Below are 16,614 nucleotides of genomic sequence, written 5' to 3'. Positions count from 1 at the left end.
AACTGCCAAGATGAATCTTTGTTTTATTAGGTTGATGATTAAGAGGCTAGCTTCCTAGATCTCAAATGGGTTCTATAACGGGCACGGTTCCCCTGCCAATGACCAATATGAGCCAGAGCGTGTTCAACTGTAGTGCGTTGTCTGAGTAGAGCGCGACCAATAGCAGTGGATTGACGTGCACGTAACTCTTGCATTAACAATTCATCAGGATGAATCGATACACTCCGTCCTTTTTGACTGTTCGTGCAGCTTTCTCTCTTTGGACAAACGGCACATGCCTGCTGAGGAAAATGAACAACTTTTCCCGGTTCAAAGGGGATACTTACTTGATTGGGGCAGCTAATTAAATTATGTTCCCAATCAAAAACAAAAGCATTTTTATCAAAACGGCCAAAATTTCTGACCGGCCACGCCTTACAAAATATCTTTAAGTTTTCAGAGCGCTCGGTGACCCAGTGACTAGATAAGTAAGCGCGGTCAATATGTAATTCAGATAGCTGAGTATGTGGGAATTTTAAGTCTCTGGAAATGTCAACTGTAGCAGCAGATTCGGGAGTATTCGCTTTCGTCAAAGCCACAGCCCGAATTACGCCTATATCTAAATCTTTGAGAACGTGGCGTTTATATCCATTTATTTTCTGAGAGCTGCTTTTCCGTCCATGTCGCATATCGGGGTCTTCAATAGAAATGCGTCGGTCTTTTGCCACCCCTTTGCTGAGAGTAGGAACTCAAGAGAGAGTCTAAGGTCACATTTTGAGATTCAATGACTCGGGCAACAACTAGAGTCGATTGTGCCACTTCAAATTCATTAGGCTCAGACTGGGATTGCATCCATTCTTCTACGGAATTTAAGCTATTTAGGATAATTGAAAGCGCGTTTTGACGCTCTCTTGGGTCATCCCAGTTTAAGTCTAATGCAGTTTTTAAGCTGGAACCACTAACAATTGAAGTACCTAATTCATGGGCAATTTCTGCCAGCCCCCTCCCCTGCTGGACAGCTATCACACTCACGGCCTTACGAAGAGCATGACCCAATAGGTTATAGGTATCTTCTACTTTAGCTGTTCCCCATAACGGAGAGGAATCTAATGCTACTCTTAGTTGAGATGAGCCAAATCCACCTTTTTCTTTAGCGATTTCTACAGTCCGGTCAATTAAACGCTGGTCAAGCTCCTTTTTAATTAAAGCCTTTCTGAATCTCACCAAGGTGGCTTTACAGAAGGGAGTTTTTTCGCACTCTAAACAATCCAAAACTAACTGCCAACGTTTATCCATCAGCATTTCTTCAATCACTTCATCATCAGAAATTCCTAGGTAGGCTTGAAGAATAGTCGCCAAAGCAAGTTGTGCGGGGGGTACTGGACTGTACCCAACTGTACTGTCTTTAAAAATTGTAGCTAGTTCATCTTGGAACTCATCATTAAATATGTATAGACGGTTGAGCCGAAGAAAGGCAAATAGTTTGGCTATGAATGATACGCTTGATAATCACCTCTTCTGAGGCTGATAGTTCAACAGCAGGAGTCCATCTTGGAGGACGCATAAGGTTTTTTCTCAAAACTTGTTAGAGTTTAACCGGGTTCTTACTTCACTTATCATAGTTATCCGGTTCTGTCAACTCTGGGTACTGAACCGACGCCCTAGCGAGCGTGTCTCTTTCAGCAAACAGGGTCGTTTAATCGGAAACGCTGTTCCTGTCCAAATTGGCGAGGTGCTAGCGCAGAGCCTACTCGCTTATGTACAGAAGTACCATAAGCCGCTCAAGTAAAAATGCAAGATTAAAGGTTGTTTTAACCTTTAATCTTGCATTTTTACTTTCACTATTTTTTATTCCTCGATCGGCTTAGGCTTCTTAACCGGCTTAGGAAGAGGTTCCTTCGGGACAGGCGGTGGTGCTGCTGCTGCGGACTTGATGGTAGGACGCCCTATAGGAGCACCGTCACCGCTGGGCCTAGGAGTAAACGGACGCTTCCCTCCTCCTTTGAAGCCACCGGGCGGCTTGCTGCCAGGGGGGAATTTCCGCTTTTTAATCGGCAGGGCCCCAATATTATTAGCCTGCTCAATCATCAGACTGTCAGCTTTCAATTTGACGTGGAAATCCCAAAAAAACCCGATCGCCTTTGTTCCTAAATCTCCCTTGAGTTTTAGCTTAAAAAACTTCATCTTGTCGTCATTCTTGCGGGGAGCTTGCTTGATTTTGACGATGACATACTTTTCTTGGTCTTGGGATTGATAAATCACCTCACCTCTAATCGAAAAATACCCATCTTCAACATCAGGTTCCGAGGGAGGCAAAGATGCGGTCGATGCTTCGCCGCTAGCCTCAATCTCCGCTGCTTCCTGATTTTCCTCATCACAGGACGGTTCGGGAGGTTTCTTGAGCGTTTCCGGTTCCCAAACCCCCATAATCTGGGCGTGCAAGTTGCCGTCTTCTTGCCTGGTGCGAGGATAGACCACCCACAAGTGTTCTTGTTCCAGCTCCAGGTGGTTTTTGACTAAACTCATGACTCTACCCAGCAAAACTGCATCGATGGCAGTTCCGTCGGCAGCTATCAGCATACCCCGAGTGAATTGCTCTTCTGATGGCGTGTAGCGGCCCCGCACCAAACCAACAGCTCGGTACTGTCTGGGTTCGCTGGGGGGGGGAATGGGATGTTGGCGCATGACTGAGGGTATGTCCTCAGCGGTCGGACTTTCGTTAGCGGGAGGCTCCCCGTTTGCGGGCGGTGCGACTGCTAGGGCTGGAGTATCGCTGACAGGTGCCGACGATGCTGCTGGCGCCGGGGGTGCAGGAGCATTGCTGGGCTGGTCTTGTGGCTTTGTTTTGTCCTTGTCGAGGGCAGAACTGTAGCGTGGTCGTTGCAGCTTATCCTTGGACGCTGGGGCGTCTGTTGGCGTTGCCGGTTGATTTGGGTCAACAGGTGCAGCCGACGCCGAAGGTACCGAACTTTCGTCTGGTGTCTCAGGAATGGAATCTGTATCTTTAGGCGGATTGACGGCCTGTTCGCTGGGCTGAGCCTTGCGAGTAGAAGTAGATTTGGACGATTTGGAAGACCGGTTGGGAGAGGGGTTCATAAAAACTCCTTGCAGCGGAGACACATCCCTTAAGGGAAATTAGGAATAAACTGAAGAAACTGCTTTAAAAACTACTAGCACCTGACTTGGGGCTTGCGCCCGGAGGTCTGGTTGTGACCCGTCAACGCCAACTTTCAACGCTACGAGTGCCGATCGGTTCGCTGGCTGCTAAAATCCTTGCGAGCAAGGACTGTGGGAGTTGCTGACCGATCGATCCTGCGATCGCGCTGAGCTGGAGTTGCTGGCTAATAGCATTTAGGATATTCAGCTTGCCTATTTTACTTAATCCAATTACCTAACGGCCTGATCCGCCATATTTTCGGTAATTTTTAGCTTGACCAGACTAAATTGGACAGACACCGCAGTCCTTGGGGCTGGGGGTCTGAGTGTCCAAAATTGTTTAGCTAGCATGGAGTTGTGGGTCTGTTACCATATTAGCTGCAAGTAAAAGGCTGCTTTGTCCGTTCGGACTTTGAAGTTAAGAACTTTTATGGTTGCATGGATCTAGTTAAATGGCAGACGCCCCCGGGCGATGCGTTAATTCTTAGAAAATAGTAGATTTTAAGCTGGGATAGTTGAATTATGGAAAAAGCAAATAAGCGTCGTGGGTTGATTACTGTGGTGGTGGTGCTGTCGCTCATCGCTTTTTTGGGATTTTCTCTGGTTCCCATTTTGGACAGTATTCTCAAGGCCAGCCAAGCCCAAAGTACGTCAACTCCAACGCCTACTCAAACGGCGCAGTCAGGGGAGAAGCAATCAGAGTTGCTGCAAGCTCAGGCTAGGGGATACGAATTGGTTTTGCAGCGGGAACCTGACAACGTAACGGCTTTGCGGGGATTGTTGCAGGTGCGACTGGAGTTGATCGGCCAAGGAGTGGGGGACATTAAGGATGCGATCGCTCCTTTGGAAAAGTTGGCTTCGCTGAATCCTGAGACTACTGAATACGGAATTTTGCTGGCTCAAGCTAAGGAACGCACGGGCGATCGCGAAGGGGCTGCTCAAGCTTACAGGTCAATTTTAGCGTCTAAGCCTGGGGAAATTAAGGCTTTGCAGGGGTTGGTGAATTTGCTGCTGGTGCAGCAGCGGCCGGAAGCTGCGATCGGACTGCTGCAAGATACGCTGAAGGCTGCTCCGGCTGCCAATCTGGCGAAACCGGAAAGTGTTGATGTAACTTCGGTGCAGTTGATTTTGGGACAGGTTTATGCTGTGCAGAAGCGCTACGAGGAGGCGATCGCAATTTACGACGAATCTGCTAAGGCTAATCCCAAAGATTTTCGCCCGACTTTAGGAAAGGCGATCGTGTTGAAGGAACAGGGCAAAACAGATGAGTCAAAAACGCTGTTCGATCGAGCTACTGAGTTAGCTCCTCCTAACTATAAAGACCAAATAAATCAGTTAGCTAGTGGCACTCCTTCGCCTTCTCCTGCGGCTACGACGACTCCCGAACCGGCTGCTTCTCCTAGTCCAGAAGGTGCGCTACCGACACCTTAAGGAAAGTTTTTAGTGAAAAAGTTTGAGTGGTCAGTGAAAAATTATTAAGTGAAAAACTCAATAATTTAAACTCAAAACTACTCGCTTTATTCCTAATTACGCAGAACTTAGGAAAAGAAATCCGGTTTCTACGATAAATCTTGGTTCAACGGCGACAGATACAGGTCGAAACCGGGTTTCTGAGTCCTCGCGCCCAGCGTCCTGTTACCGATTACCAATTACTAATTACCAATTATGTAAGACCTCGGAGGGAATTATGACTACTAGCGTTAACCGCTTTGTTCTACCTCCTGCTTTTCCAGACCACACTCAATTACCAGAGTCAGACGGTACTTTTGTGAAAAATTTTCAGGAGCATCCGCAAAGTTTAATTTTAACTGATTCGCTCGGTCAGATTTTGCAGCAGCGGCATCCTGACGGACAATATGCGATCGGTCAAGACTGCGGCATTTACTGGCGAGAAACTGAACCGCCGGAAAAAGGTGCAGAAGCTCCTGATTGGTTTTACGTTCCCAATGTACCTCCTAATTTAGACGGTCAAATTCGGCGTTCCTACGTGCTGTGGCGGGAACACATAGCACCGTTAATTGCTTTGGAATTTGCTAGCGGGAACGGAGATGAAGAGCGCGATCGTACTCCTTTATCGCGCACTGATCAAGGTGTGGTAACGAAACCCGGAAAGTTTTGGGTGTACGAACAGGTGATGCGAATTCCCTATTACGGCATCTATGAAATTAACAGCGGTCGATTAGAAGTTTATCGGTTGATTGGGGGGTATTATCAACTGTTAGAACTCAATCAACGCGGTCATTTTTCCATTGCATCTTTAGGCATAGAATTGGGACTTTGGCAAGGCAGTTATCAAAATCAAACCATGCTTTGGCTGCGCTGGTGGGACGAGGAAGGTAATTTGCTGTTGATTGGTGATGAAAGAGCCGAATTGGAGAGATTGCGAGGCGAACAACAGCGGGAAAGAGCCGAACAAGAAAGATTGCGAGCCGACAGTGAACAGCAGGCACGACAAGCTGAATTTCAGGCAAGAAGGGATGCAATTCCCCGGTTGTTGGGAATGGGATTGAGTGCCGAACAGGTGGCAGAGGCGTTAAGTTTATCTGTGGAGGAAGTGACGCAGAATGCTGGATAGTGAGATAATGAGAGAGAATGGGGGAAAAGGGCGATCGGTCTTAATAGACTTCATCATGAGAACCCATTTTGAGCAATAAAATAGCTTCCTCTTCATCTTCTGGATCGGTCACAAACTCAAATAAAATCCGATAATCATAATCTATTGAACACGACCAGATACCCGATAAATCTCCTGCCAGTTTGTGAGTTCGCAAGCTAGGGTGAAAGCAGTCTTCAGACAACAGTTCTATGGTTGCTTCAATTAAAGGGCGAAGCTGAGGATTTTTACGAACTAACTTTTTGAAAGAACGAAGAGATTTGGGAGTCCAACCAATTTTCATTAATCATCCAACTCCGCCATAAAATCGGCTACCGACCCAAATTTAACATTGCCCTCAGCATACTCTTGACGAACTTCTGCCACTTCCTTGAGTAATTCATTTCGTCGCTGTTGTCGCAGACGATTCTGAAGAATATCTAGAAGCATGGCTTGATCTTCTAATGATAAAACTTCTACAGCTTCAAGAGCTTGCTGGAATTGAGATGTCTGTGTCCTTTTACTCATATATTATTTTTAACTGTTTAGAACCACGATATTTTTTATTTATTTTAGCAATACTTATCCTAAGATAGCATTTTTTACTTGTGATGTCGATAATTTCCCTGATGAGTTTCAAATTAATTCTCAATCATTGTAGCAACATAGTACCATCAGGCATAACAGTATTGCCAAAGATAGTCATGCGAGTCTGAGCATCAATCAAATTAGCTTGTTCGAGGTTAGCGTCAGTTAAATCGGTATAGTCTAAATTGGCGCCTTCTAAATTGGCTCGCAAGAGGATAGCCCCACTTAAATCAGCTCCGCTCAGATTTGTGAAACTCAAATCAGCATCACTCAAATCAGCATCGCTTAGATCGGCATTTGTCAAATCAATCCCCTTCAAATTTGCTCCAGCCCCAATATAAATTCCACCTGCATGAGGAGTAAATCTATCGTCAAAAGTTGTTTCCGAGTCGTAAAGAAATCTATTGAGTTTTACATACTCCAACTGAGATCCACTCAAGTCAGCCCCCATCAGATTTGTACCTTCTAAGGAACAATCATCAAATAATTCAATGTCTCGCAAATCAGCCTCTCTCAAGTTAGCACCATTGAACCCAGCGGAAGCTGCTTGAGTTCCTCTTAAGTTCGCTCCTTTTAAACAGGCATAATACAAACTAGATTCATATAGTTTAACACCTCTCATGTCGGCGTTAGTCAAATTAGCGATCTCCAAGGTGCTTTCACTCAAATCGGCTTCGACTAAGCTAGCATTCTCCAGGTTAATTCCTTCTAGCTCGGCATTATCTAGCCTTGCATTATCCAAAACTGCTCTTTCCAGATTAGCACCCTGCAACCGAACGGAGTAGAGATTAGCACTATGCAAGTTAATTCCTTCTAAATTGGCATCGTGCAATTTCGCTCTCACCAAATTGACTCCTTTAAAGTTCCTCTCTCCAGCAGAGTAACGCTGCAACAATTCCTCAGAGTTCATAATTCACAGCAGATTAATTGCTTATCGGTGCGGTATAACTCCAAAAACTTGGGAATTATACCCTATCAAAGCAGTATAACACTGCCAAGTTTACAGTCATATCCCAAAGTTTAATAAATGACCAAGTTAGTAGATTGTGTTTACTTCTCTGACCAGACTATTAGTAAGGTGGGCATTGCCCACCCTACAAATTAATACTTTCTCTCCTGTGGCTCAAACATCGTAATCGCCACCGGCATATAAGCCAAATCAATCCCCGCAGGCGAATAATACGCCATTGTATGCTTCAAAAAATTGCCGTCATCGCGCTCAGTAAAATCTTCCCGCGAATGAGCTCCCCGACTTTCCTGCCGGTTTAAAGCAGAAGTTAAAATCATTTTCCCGACAATTATCAAACTCCGCAACTCCAAAGCTTCCACAATTTCCGTATTCCACAACTTGCCTTTATCGTCTAAATAAACCTCCTCATATTGTCGCTCTAAATCCTCCAATTTTTTTAAACCTTCCTGCATCAATTCGGCGCTACGAAATACGCCACAATACTCAGTCATAGTATCTTGATACTGCTGCCGGATTTGATTAATGCGGTATTTTCCGGGACGTTCTAAAAGAACCTGAATTTGCTCTTTTGCTTCCTGGATATAACGCTGTTCGTCTACGGCAGGCAACTTGCGATTTTGTACGAATTGTGCTATGGTTGCGCCAGTAACTTTGCCGTAAACGACGCATTCCAACAGGGAATTACTTCCCAAACGGTTGGCGCCGTGAACCGACACGCAAGCTGCTTCCCCCGCTGCAAAGAAACCGTCTACCAAACTTTCAGGACTGCTGCGAACTTGCCCGCTAACATTAGTAGGAATTCCTCCCATTGAATAGTGAACGGTAGGGCGGACGGGCATCGGCTGATTTACGGCATCAATTCCTAACAAACGGTGGGCTTCTTCCCAAGCAAAAGGAATTTTGCTCATGATTTTTTCGCGTCCCATGTGCCGCAAATCGAGGTAGATAAAGGGGCCGCCAGCACTACCATCAACATTAATTCCTCGGCCGGCACGAATTTCTATGGAAATTGACCGCGAGGTGATATCTCTGGGCGCTAATTCCATCCGCGACGGGGCATAATTCGCCATAAATCGATCGCCCTCTGAATTAATCAAATAAGCGCCTTCGCCCCGCACAGCCTCGGAAATCAACACTCCCACGGGATACAAACCCGTCGGGTGAAACTGCACGAATTCCATATCTTCCAGCGGCAATCCAGCTAAAGCCGTCATCGCCAAACCGTCTCCGGTGGAGGCGTAATCGTTTGACGTGGTATTGTAAACTCGGCCGTAACCGCCCGTAGCAAACATCACCGCCTTAGCACGGACAACCTCAATTTGACCGTCTAGAAGGCGGTACATAACTACCCCTTTAGCTTGGCCTTCTTCCAAAATCAGGCGGGTGACATACCACTCCTGATAGATGTGAACCCCGTAACGGCGCAGATTGTTGACTAATTCGTGGAGGATGGCGTGACCGGTTTTGTCGGCGGCGTAGCAGGTACGGCGGTGGGAATGTCCGCCGAAAGCGCGCTGGGCAATTCTGCCGTCTGGGAGGCGGGAAAAGAGGACTCCCATGTGTTCTAAATCTATGACTACACCTGGGGCTTCGCGGGTGAGGATTTCTACCGCGTCTTGGTCGGCTAAATAGTCTGAACCTTTTACTGTGTCGAAGGCGTGGGCTTTCCAACTGTCTTCGGGATCGACATTTTGGAGGCTGGAGGCCATGCCACCTTGGGCTGCGACCGAGTGCGATCGAATCGGGTGAGTTTTGGCGACGACAGCTACCTTTAAACTGGGGTCAGTCCGGGCAATTTCTACTGCGGCGCGGCAACCTGCTAAACCGCCGCCTACAATGATTACGTCGTGTTCTAGCATTTTTTTGAATTATTTTGAGTGTTCTGCTCAACTTATCGTGACGCAAAAAAAAACTTCCTACCAAAAGAGCAGGAAGTTTTTTAACTTTTGATTTAAATGGAAAATCAAAAGTTAAAATTTCAAATTGGACTAGCCGGCGCTTTCGACAGGCTGCTGATTGGACTGATTTCCCGTTGCAGAAGGTTGAGTTTCCGTACCGGGTTCTACAGCAAGCACTTCAATGTTATTTAGCAGAGTTGTAACGAAAGCAAACAGCAAGAAGGGCAGAGACAGCACTAAAATCAAGCCGACGGTAGCCAAGGCGAAGATTTGGCGGGCGCTACTCCACAAGGCCAGTGCCGAAGCTAGACTTAGGAAGATGACTATCAGCCAAACAATGATTTGACCGTAAATGTCGCCAAAGGTGAGGGTACATTTAAGGCGATAGTTTTGGAGGTTATTCATTTGATGCCTCGCGAGATTGCTATTACGACTTGTCCAAAAATACTTTGACAGCGCGTCAATTGGCGCTGTAGATTTATCAGTTTAGCTACCCTAGCTTGGTTTGGGGGCTATTTTAAGCATTTTTACAGAAGTCGCAACAAGACTTTATAAATTGTTGCTTTCCGTCAATATAGCAACCGCCCGTGTTAGGACGCAAGGCGTAAGACATCTGCGATCGCAGGGAGTAAGTAATCAAACTCATCTAGCTGTTTACGAATTCGACTTTTGGGCGAACATCGGCATTGTTCCATCCAAGTTCAAATCAAATAAATCAACTTAACTTTTCTCTTTTGGCGACAGTTAGAGTTCGATATCAGTTGCCACAACCTTCTTTAGTTTTTGTGCCATCTGGCATTGTGACATCACAGAGGTTATTTTTACTCATTTGGGCACCGCTGAGGTCTGCCCCAGTTAAGTTAGCTCTACTCATGTTGATATCTACCAATCTGGCTGATTTTAAAATAGCATTTGTTAGGTTAGCATCAACAAGTTTGGACTTCACAAGATCGGCATTACTGAGGTTGGCCTTAATTAAATTTGCTCCTTCCATGTTAGTCATCCTTAGAGAAGCCTTCGTTAGATCTGCTCCCGTTAATTGAGCCATTTCCAACTTAGCATAACTAATGTTAGCATTAGTTAAAATGGCATTATTCAAATTAGCTCTAGACAAAGTAGCATCATTCAGGTTAGCGTTAGTTAAAAGGGCATTATTCAAATTAGCTCTATATAAATTAGCGCGCTTTAACTTAGCCTTGTTAAGATTGGCGTTTCTCAAGTTAGCACCGCTGAGATAGGCAGGAGAAACATAGATTATGTTCCCCGCACGATAACTGTCAGGAGTCAGATCTGCCTCGCTAAGGTTGGCATCTGCGAGATTTGCACCTATCAGCGATACTCCCTTGAGATTGGCCTTAGTCAAGTTAGCTTTTTTGAGGTTGGCATAAGTCAGTCTAGTTCGAGTTGTTTTATTACACTTTAAAATAGCTCCAGATAAGTTGGCATTTTCTAAATTAGCGCCCGTCATATCGTTGCCTTTAAGATTGGTATCTGTCAAGTCAGCACCGCTCAGGTTAATTCCTCTCATGTTGACATCTCCTAAGTCAGCCGATCTGACATTAGCACCGCTAAGATTAGCATTGACAAGATTAGCTTGGTACAAATATACATTTTCTAAGTTAGCTCCTGCCAAATTAGCCCCCTCCAGACTCGCACCCTTTAATTGAGCGTTTGTTAAATCGCAACCTTTGCACTGTTTTGTTTCTAACAGTTGCTTGATGTGTTCCGGGTTGGCGGCAAAAGCTGGGTTTGTCAAAGTCAGGGAAGCCACAAGTAGAGCAGTAGCTACTGGCAACCCAGCTAGAAAGCTTCCTGTTTGGTCTTGTCGCTTTAGCCAGAGGGCAATAATTTTTAAGCAATCGAGCTTGATTGCTGGAATGACTTTCTGGCGTAGATCGTAGCTGTAGGGTTTTGCCATGAGTGGTGCGATCGCTCTGCAACAAAAAAGATGGTTCTTAGTTTACACCACAATTGTCTGAGGAGTTGCTATACAAAAGAAGCTGGGTTTTTTCGATCGGTATTCTAGGAGCGAAGGCAATTTTTATTGAAAAAACTCAGTGTCTGACTATCCCATGCGTCCTGAACTATAAAGCCCAGGTAGATGGGAAAGTCTACTTTTTGAGGGAGCCCCGACTTGGTAAAGTAATGTTAAGCTGCGTGGGAATGGAATCAACCTTTATAGCGTCGCACCTGTCTTTTCGCCCATGTCTTCAGAGAGCAAATTGCTGATTTCGCGCTGTTTCCTGGCTGGTTTGGGAACGCAGACGTTTGTGTTCCGCGAAGACCGGATTCCCCAAGAGAGTCCGGTGCTGGTGGTGAGCAATCACCGCAGTTTCTTAGATCCTGTGCTGCTGACGGCGGCTTTGGGTCGATCGATCCGTTTTGCTTGTCATCATTACATGGGTCAAGTTCCGGTGATGAGGGAAGTGGTCACGACTTTCGGCGCTTTCCCTTTGGAAGCACCGGAGTACCGACAGCAGCATTTTTTCTCTCAAGCGACAGCGCTGCTGCAAAGCGGGGAGATGGTGGGGGTGTTTCCAGAGGGTGCAGAACCGATGGTGAAGCTTACTGGGCCCAATACTGTGGGGAAATTTCAGCGGGGATTTGCTCATTTGGCTTTGCGGGCGCCGGTGCGGGATTTGGCGGTTTTGCCGGTGGCGATTAGTTCTTTTGAGGAACAGTCAATACGATCGGGTGTACCGCTGAAGTTGTTGAGTTTGTTCGATCCTTCGGAACCGCTGTTCGATCGCTCTGGGTGGCATCCTGTGATAATTTATCAGCGAGTTAATGTTTTAATCGGTCAGCCTTACTGGATTACTGCAGAGAGACAGCAGCAATATCAAGGCAAAAAAGCCAAAGCAGTTGTGGCTGAACTCACAGACCACTGTCAGGGAGAAATCGCAGAATTACTTCAACGAGGTTGTTTGTAAGTTGGTTGACTGTTGACTGTTGACTATTGGCTGGTGTCAGATTTCCCATCTAAAATCTAAAATCTAAAATCTAAAATCGATTGACTTGAATCATGGCAAATGCTAACAATAAGGTTCGTTTCCTAACCCCCAAACCCCCGAAACTCGATCGCCCTTTATTTGTATTTCTGCCCGGTATGGACGGGGGCGGTTTGCTTCTGCGGTCGCAAATTCCTAAATTAGCTAATCATTTCGACATTCGCTGCTTAGCTATACCGGCTGACGACATGGCTAGTTGGGAGGTACTGGTTAGCGAAACAATTGCCTTAATTGAAGCCGAAAAGCAAGCCGGAAAGCCGAAGCGGCCGGTTTATCTGTGCGGCGAGTCATTTGGGGGGTGTTTAGCGATGAAAGTGATGTTAGAAGCTCCCCAATTGTGCGATCGATTAATTTTAGTCAATCCAGCTTCTTCATTCCGACAGCAGCCTTGGGTGCAGTGGGGTTCCTACCTGACTCAGTGGCTGCCGGCAAACCTTTATCCGCTCTCGGTAATCGGTTTATTGCCGATATTAGCATCATTAGGAAAGATTGGGCGCGACGATCGCCGCGCTTTGCTAGAAGCGATGCAAGCGGTACCGCAAAACACGTCTGTGTGGAGATTGGCCTTAGTGCGATCGTTTAATGTTGACGAAAATCAGTTGCGCGGCATCAAACAGCCGACGCTAGTAATTGCTAGCGGTGCCGATCGGCTGCTGCCTTCCCTAGTAGAAGCGAAGCTTTTAGTCAAGGTAATTCCCAATGCTGAAATGGTGTTGCTGGCTAACAGTGGTCATGCTTGTTTGTTAGAAACAGATGTTAACCTTTACGGGATAATGCAAGCTCGCACTTTTTTGACAAAATCCGAAGAAAATCTGTCATTAGTCAATAGTCATTAGTCAATAGTCATTAGTCATTAGCTATGACTTCTCACTTCTGAGTCAGTCGGGGCAAAATTATAGATTGGGCGAGGGGTAAAGTTTATATTACAATTCACCCGCCCTGACACTCATTAGCTGTCCGAAGACAAGCCACTAAAAACTAAAAACTAATGACTAATGACTACTGCCTAATTAAGATTTAGCCATTTTTGAGCGTTAAGCCGCTGGACGACGCCAAACACCATGAGGTCTAGTGTTACCTTGCGCTCATCTATCAAAAAAGGCTCTAAAGTGCTAGTTTTGGTATTATTTTCAGCGCAGGAAAACGCCCTTTGACTTTGAATATTTTCTTGAGGAAAATACAGGTTAAATTGGCGCTGACCTTCTTGGAATTTCCCAATTACCTGCCAGCAATCGCCGGCCGAGCTCATGCCCGCAACTGGGAGTTTTTGCTTTGCCAAACTCACCTCTAAATCCTTAACGCCCTGCTTAGTCAAAGCAGTTTGCAAAGCGGGCAAATAGTCTTGTTGAATAAATTCCGCAAAGGGCTTGTCTTCAACAGCAGGTGCTTTTTCCTTTTTAGCTTTAGCTGGGGGCTTGTCGCCGTCTGCCTTGGCTGCGGGCTTTTTAGCAGCCGCCTGGGGTTTGTCAGTGCTGGGTAAGTCGCTTGTCTCGGCTGTGTCGGAACTCGGGGCGTGCTCGCTCGAAGCACTGGGAGTTTCCGATTCGCCAGCGGTAGGATTTTTCGGTTCTTCTGACATTAACGCTTCCTTTTAAAAGTGATCGGTAAAAGGAGTTGTGAGTGCAGGTGGGGGCGATCGACTCGATCGCACATACTTTTTACCTTTCAACCAACCTGAGAGAATTGCGATTCAAAAAAATTTGAACTCAAAACACTGTCAGGGCGATCGCCCGCAAACATCACAACTCCGATTATTATTCTAAATCTCAGCGACAGCTCGTTCAATCAAACGGCGGGCGAGAGTTTGAACACCGGTGTGTTCGTAGTAGTTGGTAGTCATGTCGAGGAATGCGCCCACGTAGTCCACCTTGTCGGCAGAAATGTCTACAAAATTCTGCAAGTGGCCGAGTACGTTTTGGGGAGTCAAACCCCGATCGCTCACAAAAGAGCTCATCCAGCCAGAAACCGAGTTAAAGCTTTCGCCGATAAAGCCAAGCTGGCCGGCGGGAGAACCCCCAGGAATCATGCCACCGATCGACTTAAAGGCCGAATTATCTTGCAAATCGTTCGGGGAGAGTCTCTGAATCCAAGACTGAGTGGCCATGATAAAGTCTGGGCCCAAAGGAATCAAACCGTCAAAACAAACCAAAGCAGCCATCCGCATTAGGGATTCGCCGCCGTAGTCGCCCAAGGATGCGGCAAAATCGCCGATGCTGTCGCCGGGAATGCCGTTGATTTGGCAAAACGCGAGCAACTCAGTGACTAACTTCAGAGAAAGGTCGATCGTTTGAGCTTTTTCCGGCTTGGGAGTGATATTGCCCAGCATGGACAAAAACGGCACATTTTGGGAGACTTTGTTAGCGAGGGCGGCAGTGCCCAAAGCCTTGTCGGCGTTGTCAATAGTTTGGTAGAGCCAGAGAGCGCGCTGGTAGCCCTCTGATTTATCGTTGAAGAGGTAGATGGCGCGATCGCCAATTTGCTGGATCAGTTCTTCGTCTGTTTCGCCAGTAACGGTGCGAATGGTATTTTCAAAGCCAACTAAATTGTTCCACTCCCCGGGAACCACAAAGTCAAGGGCTCGCAGGGCTTTGACAGTCATGTTGTCTTGAGGCAGTTGATCGACTAATTCAAAGACTGTTTTGCTCACAAAAAACTCCTTATGCTGGAACAAAAATCAAAGGTATTACTTTTGGCAGATGGCAAAAACTTCACACTCTCTTTCTGGCAAACTTTGTTTTGATAGCGCCAGACTGGAGTCGGGCGCGGAGTTTGACAAGAGACATTGTTACTTGACGCGGGCGAGGCCACTGAGGTTAAATTTTGACAGCCAAGCTTCGCGATCGCTCGCGGTAAAAGAGGAAGTGCGGGATTGAACTTTCACCTGATAGCGATTTGCCACTAAAACAGCGGTAGCATTAGCACCCTGATTAACGGCGGGATAGCCACTGATTTGCTTGGTACTTTGCTTAAATTTTGCACCTGCGTTGGGGTTGCCGGCGATGTCGTTAATCGAGAGCATAGCAACATTTTTTCCGTCTTTGTTCAGCTTAGCTTCAGCAAAACCGGATTTTTCTTGAGCAAAAACGCGATCGAATCCACCGCCCGAAGACGGGAAGTATTTATTTAACTTACCGCCTGCAACTGCCTTCTTGGGCAGGTTTTGATTACTAGCACTTGATTTATCAGCAGTTGTCTGCTGTGCTTTACCAGATTTTTGGGTGCTTTCCTGCTGAGCTTTGTCCCAGCGTGATGGGGCTTGGGTTTGACCGCAGGCGGTCACTAACAGCAGTACCGAGATCAGGAATGGAGCTAAGATGCGGCGTGCGGGGAAAAATTGCATCGCTGTCTCCTCATTAGTAGGTTTCCATAACAATTGTGGCTTAGAATTTGGCAATTTGTGTGCTCTGAGCGGATGATTTGTCTTCTTTGCAAAAAAATCCTCTGCCTGCCGGCAGAGGATTTTTTTGCACTTACGAGTTTTGAATGCAGAAAACTGAAAGATTGCTCCACAGATAACTTCTGGGGATGGGGGTAAAGAAACTAAGTTTTCTAATAGCCAGCAATCTCAAAACAATTTTTGCTGATTTTCCCTAGATTTATCTAGAAATTTCACAGCAATTGTTCATCAATCCTCTTACTTCGGCTTTCCAACTTAGGTCTTACTTTAGGGGTAAGGATCAGGCGTCGCTTTCAATGTAGATAAACAACAAACCCATTACCACCACCGGCATCACCCAGGTAATTAGGGGAATCAAAATCCAAGGCAAGAAAGAGGCAGCGTAGGAACCTGTCATATCAAATTCTCCAAACTAAAGTTAGTGTGTTCCAACAGGGATATTTGGGAGTGAAGCCTAATTGTTGACTAAACCCCGGAAAATGGCATCAACGCCGTTAAAGTTTTCGAGTAAGAAGTAGGCAACAAAGACACCACCCATTCCACCAATGAAGAAACCCCCGGTAAGCTGGCTCCACCCCTCAGCATTTCTTAGGGAATCAGGGGTCATGGGATTAGCGCTAGGGTAGCTGGTGTTGTCTTGTTTGAAAGAGACTAAACCGTAAGCAGACATACCTAGTGTGCCCAGCAGAACTAAGACGAGGGCTGTATACAATCCCCCGAGATTAGCTGCTTCTGGATAATCCCGCAGGGGTCCGAAGACGATTTCGGGGCCGACGAGGAAATAACCGTGTGCCAAACCGATTTCTAGACCTCGAATTAGGGGCGAGAGTCCTTTGCGGTAGGCGGGCAAGTTCCCAATAAATGCTTTTGTGAAATCAGAAGCACTGATGGGGGTGGCTAGATGACCCGTGAAGGGGTCGCCGTTAAAGGGTTTAATAAGCTCTGCATCTCTGGGATCGGCCATATTCTGTTTGTCCTCGCAGTTTAATAAAGTTGAGGCGTTCAAGTCATATTTTACGCAGGGA

Annotated in this window: 19 protein-coding genes and 1 pseudogene; 5 read left to right on the top strand and 15 right to left on the bottom strand. The window is 46.3% G+C overall.

Features of this window, described 5'->3' with window-relative positions:
- Window positions 1-38 precede the first annotated feature (38 nt).
- The 3 genes from QUB77_RS29425 to QUB77_RS29415 form a co-directional block, all read right to left on the bottom strand.
- Window positions 39-707, bottom strand: a complete 669-nt coding sequence (locus QUB77_RS29425) for a transposase (RefSeq protein WP_333180436.1) — start codon at window positions 705-707, stop codon at window positions 39-41.
- On the bottom strand, window positions 679-1,338 hold the full coding sequence (locus QUB77_RS29420) for a transposase (RefSeq protein WP_333180437.1): 660 nt from the start codon (window positions 1,336-1,338) through the stop codon (window positions 679-681). The genes QUB77_RS29425 and QUB77_RS29420 overlap by 29 nt, the downstream gene beginning before the upstream one ends.
- A gap of 489 nt (window positions 1,339-1,827) precedes the next feature.
- Window positions 1,828-3,075, bottom strand: a complete 1,248-nt coding sequence (locus QUB77_RS29415) for a hypothetical protein (RefSeq protein ID WP_333180438.1) — start codon at window positions 3,073-3,075, stop codon at window positions 1,828-1,830.
- A gap of 582 nt (window positions 3,076-3,657) precedes the next feature.
- On the opposite strand from QUB77_RS29415, the gene QUB77_RS29410 reads away from it, so the two are divergent.
- Window positions 3,658-4,566, top strand: coding sequence for a tetratricopeptide repeat protein (locus QUB77_RS29410; protein ID WP_333180439.1), 909 nt, complete (start codon window positions 3,658-3,660; stop codon window positions 4,564-4,566).
- Window positions 4,567-4,822: 256 nt separating this feature from the next.
- Window positions 4,823-5,710 carry a Uma2 family endonuclease gene (locus QUB77_RS29405; RefSeq protein WP_333180440.1) on the top strand — a complete coding sequence of 296 codons (888 nt, stop codon included), beginning with the start codon at window positions 4,823-4,825 and terminating at the stop codon, window positions 5,708-5,710.
- 40 nt (window positions 5,711-5,750) lie between these two features.
- Here the strand turns inward: QUB77_RS29405 and QUB77_RS29400 are convergent, their stop codons facing one another.
- The 7 genes and pseudogenes from QUB77_RS29400 to QUB77_RS29370 form a co-directional block, all read right to left on the bottom strand.
- Window positions 5,751-6,032 (bottom strand): type II toxin-antitoxin system mRNA interferase toxin, RelE/StbE family, encoded by a 282-nt coding sequence (locus QUB77_RS29400; RefSeq protein WP_333180441.1) that lies wholly within the window; start codon window positions 6,030-6,032, stop codon window positions 5,751-5,753.
- On the bottom strand, window positions 6,032-6,256 hold the full coding sequence (locus QUB77_RS29395) for a hypothetical protein (RefSeq protein WP_333180442.1): 225 nt from the start codon (window positions 6,254-6,256) through the stop codon (window positions 6,032-6,034). Before QUB77_RS29395 ends, QUB77_RS29400 begins: the two co-directional genes overlap by 1 nt.
- A 124-nt stretch (window positions 6,257-6,380) precedes the next feature.
- Window positions 6,381-7,226, bottom strand: coding sequence for a pentapeptide repeat-containing protein (locus QUB77_RS29390; RefSeq protein WP_333180443.1), 846 nt, complete (start codon window positions 7,224-7,226; stop codon window positions 6,381-6,383).
- A 191-nt stretch (window positions 7,227-7,417) separates the two neighbouring features.
- Window positions 7,418-9,145, bottom strand: a complete 1,728-nt coding sequence (locus QUB77_RS29385) for a succinate dehydrogenase/fumarate reductase flavoprotein subunit (protein ID WP_333180444.1) — start codon at window positions 9,143-9,145, stop codon at window positions 7,418-7,420.
- 129 nt (window positions 9,146-9,274) lie between these two features.
- A complete protein-coding gene (locus QUB77_RS29380; protein ID WP_333180445.1) occupies window positions 9,275-9,589 on the bottom strand; it encodes a hypothetical protein in 315 nt (104 codons plus the stop codon).
- Between the two features lie 352 nt (window positions 9,590-9,941).
- Complete coding sequence (locus QUB77_RS29375) at window positions 9,942-10,955, bottom strand: pentapeptide repeat-containing protein (protein ID WP_333180461.1); 1,014 nt, start codon at window positions 10,953-10,955, stop codon at window positions 9,942-9,944.
- Between the two features lie 30 nt (window positions 10,956-10,985).
- Window positions 10,986-11,102, bottom strand: a pseudogene (locus tag QUB77_RS29370) (IS630 family transposase); the annotation flags it as partial.
- Between the two features lie 286 nt (window positions 11,103-11,388).
- Between QUB77_RS29370 and QUB77_RS29365 the strand changes: the two are divergent.
- Entirely contained in the window at window positions 11,389-12,114 is a 726-nt protein-coding gene (locus QUB77_RS29365) for a lysophospholipid acyltransferase family protein (RefSeq protein ID WP_333180446.1), read from the top strand.
- Between the two features lie 92 nt (window positions 12,115-12,206).
- On the top strand, window positions 12,207-13,028 hold the full coding sequence (locus tag QUB77_RS29360) for an alpha/beta hydrolase (RefSeq protein ID WP_333180447.1): 822 nt from the start codon (window positions 12,207-12,209) through the stop codon (window positions 13,026-13,028).
- A 170-nt stretch (window positions 13,029-13,198) separates the two neighbouring features.
- Here QUB77_RS29360 and QUB77_RS29355 read toward each other — a convergent pair whose 3' ends face one another.
- Window positions 13,199-13,771 (bottom strand): DUF2996 domain-containing protein, encoded by a 573-nt coding sequence (locus tag QUB77_RS29355; protein ID WP_333180448.1) that lies wholly within the window; start codon window positions 13,769-13,771, stop codon window positions 13,199-13,201.
- 37 nt (window positions 13,772-13,808) lie between these two features.
- Between QUB77_RS29355 and QUB77_RS29350 the strand changes: the two genes are divergently transcribed.
- Window positions 13,809-13,955: a hypothetical protein gene (locus tag QUB77_RS29350; protein ID WP_333180449.1), complete on the top strand. Its 147-nt coding sequence runs from the start codon at window positions 13,809-13,811 to the stop codon at window positions 13,953-13,955.
- Here QUB77_RS29350 and QUB77_RS29345 read toward each other — a convergent pair.
- The 4 genes from QUB77_RS29345 to QUB77_RS29330 all read right to left on the bottom strand — a co-directional run bounded on the left by QUB77_RS29345 (window position 13,952) and on the right by QUB77_RS29330 (window position 16,553).
- Window positions 13,952-14,839 carry a hypothetical protein gene (locus QUB77_RS29345; RefSeq protein WP_333180450.1) on the bottom strand — a complete coding sequence of 296 codons (888 nt, stop codon included), beginning with the start codon at window positions 14,837-14,839 and terminating at the stop codon, window positions 13,952-13,954. The two genes, QUB77_RS29350 and QUB77_RS29345, sit on opposite strands and share 4 nt — an antisense overlap.
- Window positions 14,840-14,977: 138 nt before the next feature.
- A complete protein-coding gene (locus tag QUB77_RS29340; RefSeq protein WP_445251785.1) occupies window positions 14,978-15,586 on the bottom strand; it encodes a hypothetical protein in 609 nt (202 codons plus the stop codon).
- Between the two features lie 283 nt (window positions 15,587-15,869).
- Entirely contained in the window at window positions 15,870-15,986 is a 117-nt protein-coding gene (locus QUB77_RS29335) for a photosystem I reaction center subunit VIII (protein ID WP_333042098.1), read from the bottom strand.
- Between the two features lie 57 nt (window positions 15,987-16,043).
- Window positions 16,044-16,553 (bottom strand): photosystem I reaction center protein subunit XI, encoded by a 510-nt coding sequence (locus QUB77_RS29330; protein WP_333042100.1) that lies wholly within the window; start codon window positions 16,551-16,553, stop codon window positions 16,044-16,046.
- Window positions 16,554-16,614 lie beyond the last annotated feature (61 nt).

It is taken from the genome of Microcoleus sp. AT9b-C3, assembly GCF_036705485.1.
Lineage (GTDB): Bacteria > Cyanobacteriota > Cyanobacteriia > Cyanobacteriales > Microcoleaceae > Microcoleus.
The sequence above is the reverse complement of the archived record's forward strand: the minus strand, read 5'-3'. Positions and strand labels throughout refer to the sequence as shown.

Coding starts and splice junctions, on each gene's coding strand:
- QUB77_RS29415 (WP_333180438.1), bottom strand. CDS start 3,075: ATGAACCCCTCTCCCAACCGGTCTTCCAAATCGTCCAAATCTACTTCT.
- QUB77_RS29410 (WP_333180439.1), top strand. CDS start 3,658: ATGGAAAAAGCAAATAAGCGTCGTGGGTTGATTACTGTGGTGGTGGTG.
- QUB77_RS29405 (WP_333180440.1), top strand. CDS start 4,823: ATGACTACTAGCGTTAACCGCTTTGTTCTACCTCCTGCTTTTCCAGAC.
- QUB77_RS29400 (WP_333180441.1), bottom strand. CDS start 6,032: ATGAAAATTGGTTGGACTCCCAAATCTCTTCGTTCTTTCAAAAAGTTA.
- QUB77_RS29395 (WP_333180442.1), bottom strand. CDS start 6,256: ATGAGTAAAAGGACACAGACATCTCAATTCCAGCAAGCTCTTGAAGCT.
- QUB77_RS29390 (WP_333180443.1), bottom strand. CDS start 7,226: ATGAACTCTGAGGAATTGTTGCAGCGTTACTCTGCTGGAGAGAGGAAC.
- QUB77_RS29385 (WP_333180444.1), bottom strand. CDS start 9,145: ATGCTAGAACACGACGTAATCATTGTAGGCGGCGGTTTAGCAGGTTGC.
- QUB77_RS29380 (WP_333180445.1), bottom strand. CDS start 9,589: ATGAATAACCTCCAAAACTATCGCCTTAAATGTACCCTCACCTTTGGC.
- QUB77_RS29365 (WP_333180446.1), top strand. CDS start 11,389: ATGTCTTCAGAGAGCAAATTGCTGATTTCGCGCTGTTTCCTGGCTGGT.
- QUB77_RS29360 (WP_333180447.1), top strand. CDS start 12,207: ATGGCAAATGCTAACAATAAGGTTCGTTTCCTAACCCCCAAACCCCCG.
- QUB77_RS29355 (WP_333180448.1), bottom strand. CDS start 13,771: ATGTCAGAAGAACCGAAAAATCCTACCGCTGGCGAATCGGAAACTCCC.
- QUB77_RS29335 (WP_333042098.1), bottom strand. CDS start 15,986: ATGACAGGTTCCTACGCTGCCTCTTTCTTGCCTTGGATTTTGATTCCC.
- QUB77_RS29330 (WP_333042100.1), bottom strand. CDS start 16,553: ATGGCCGATCCCAGAGATGCAGAGCTTATTAAACCCTTTAACGGCGAC.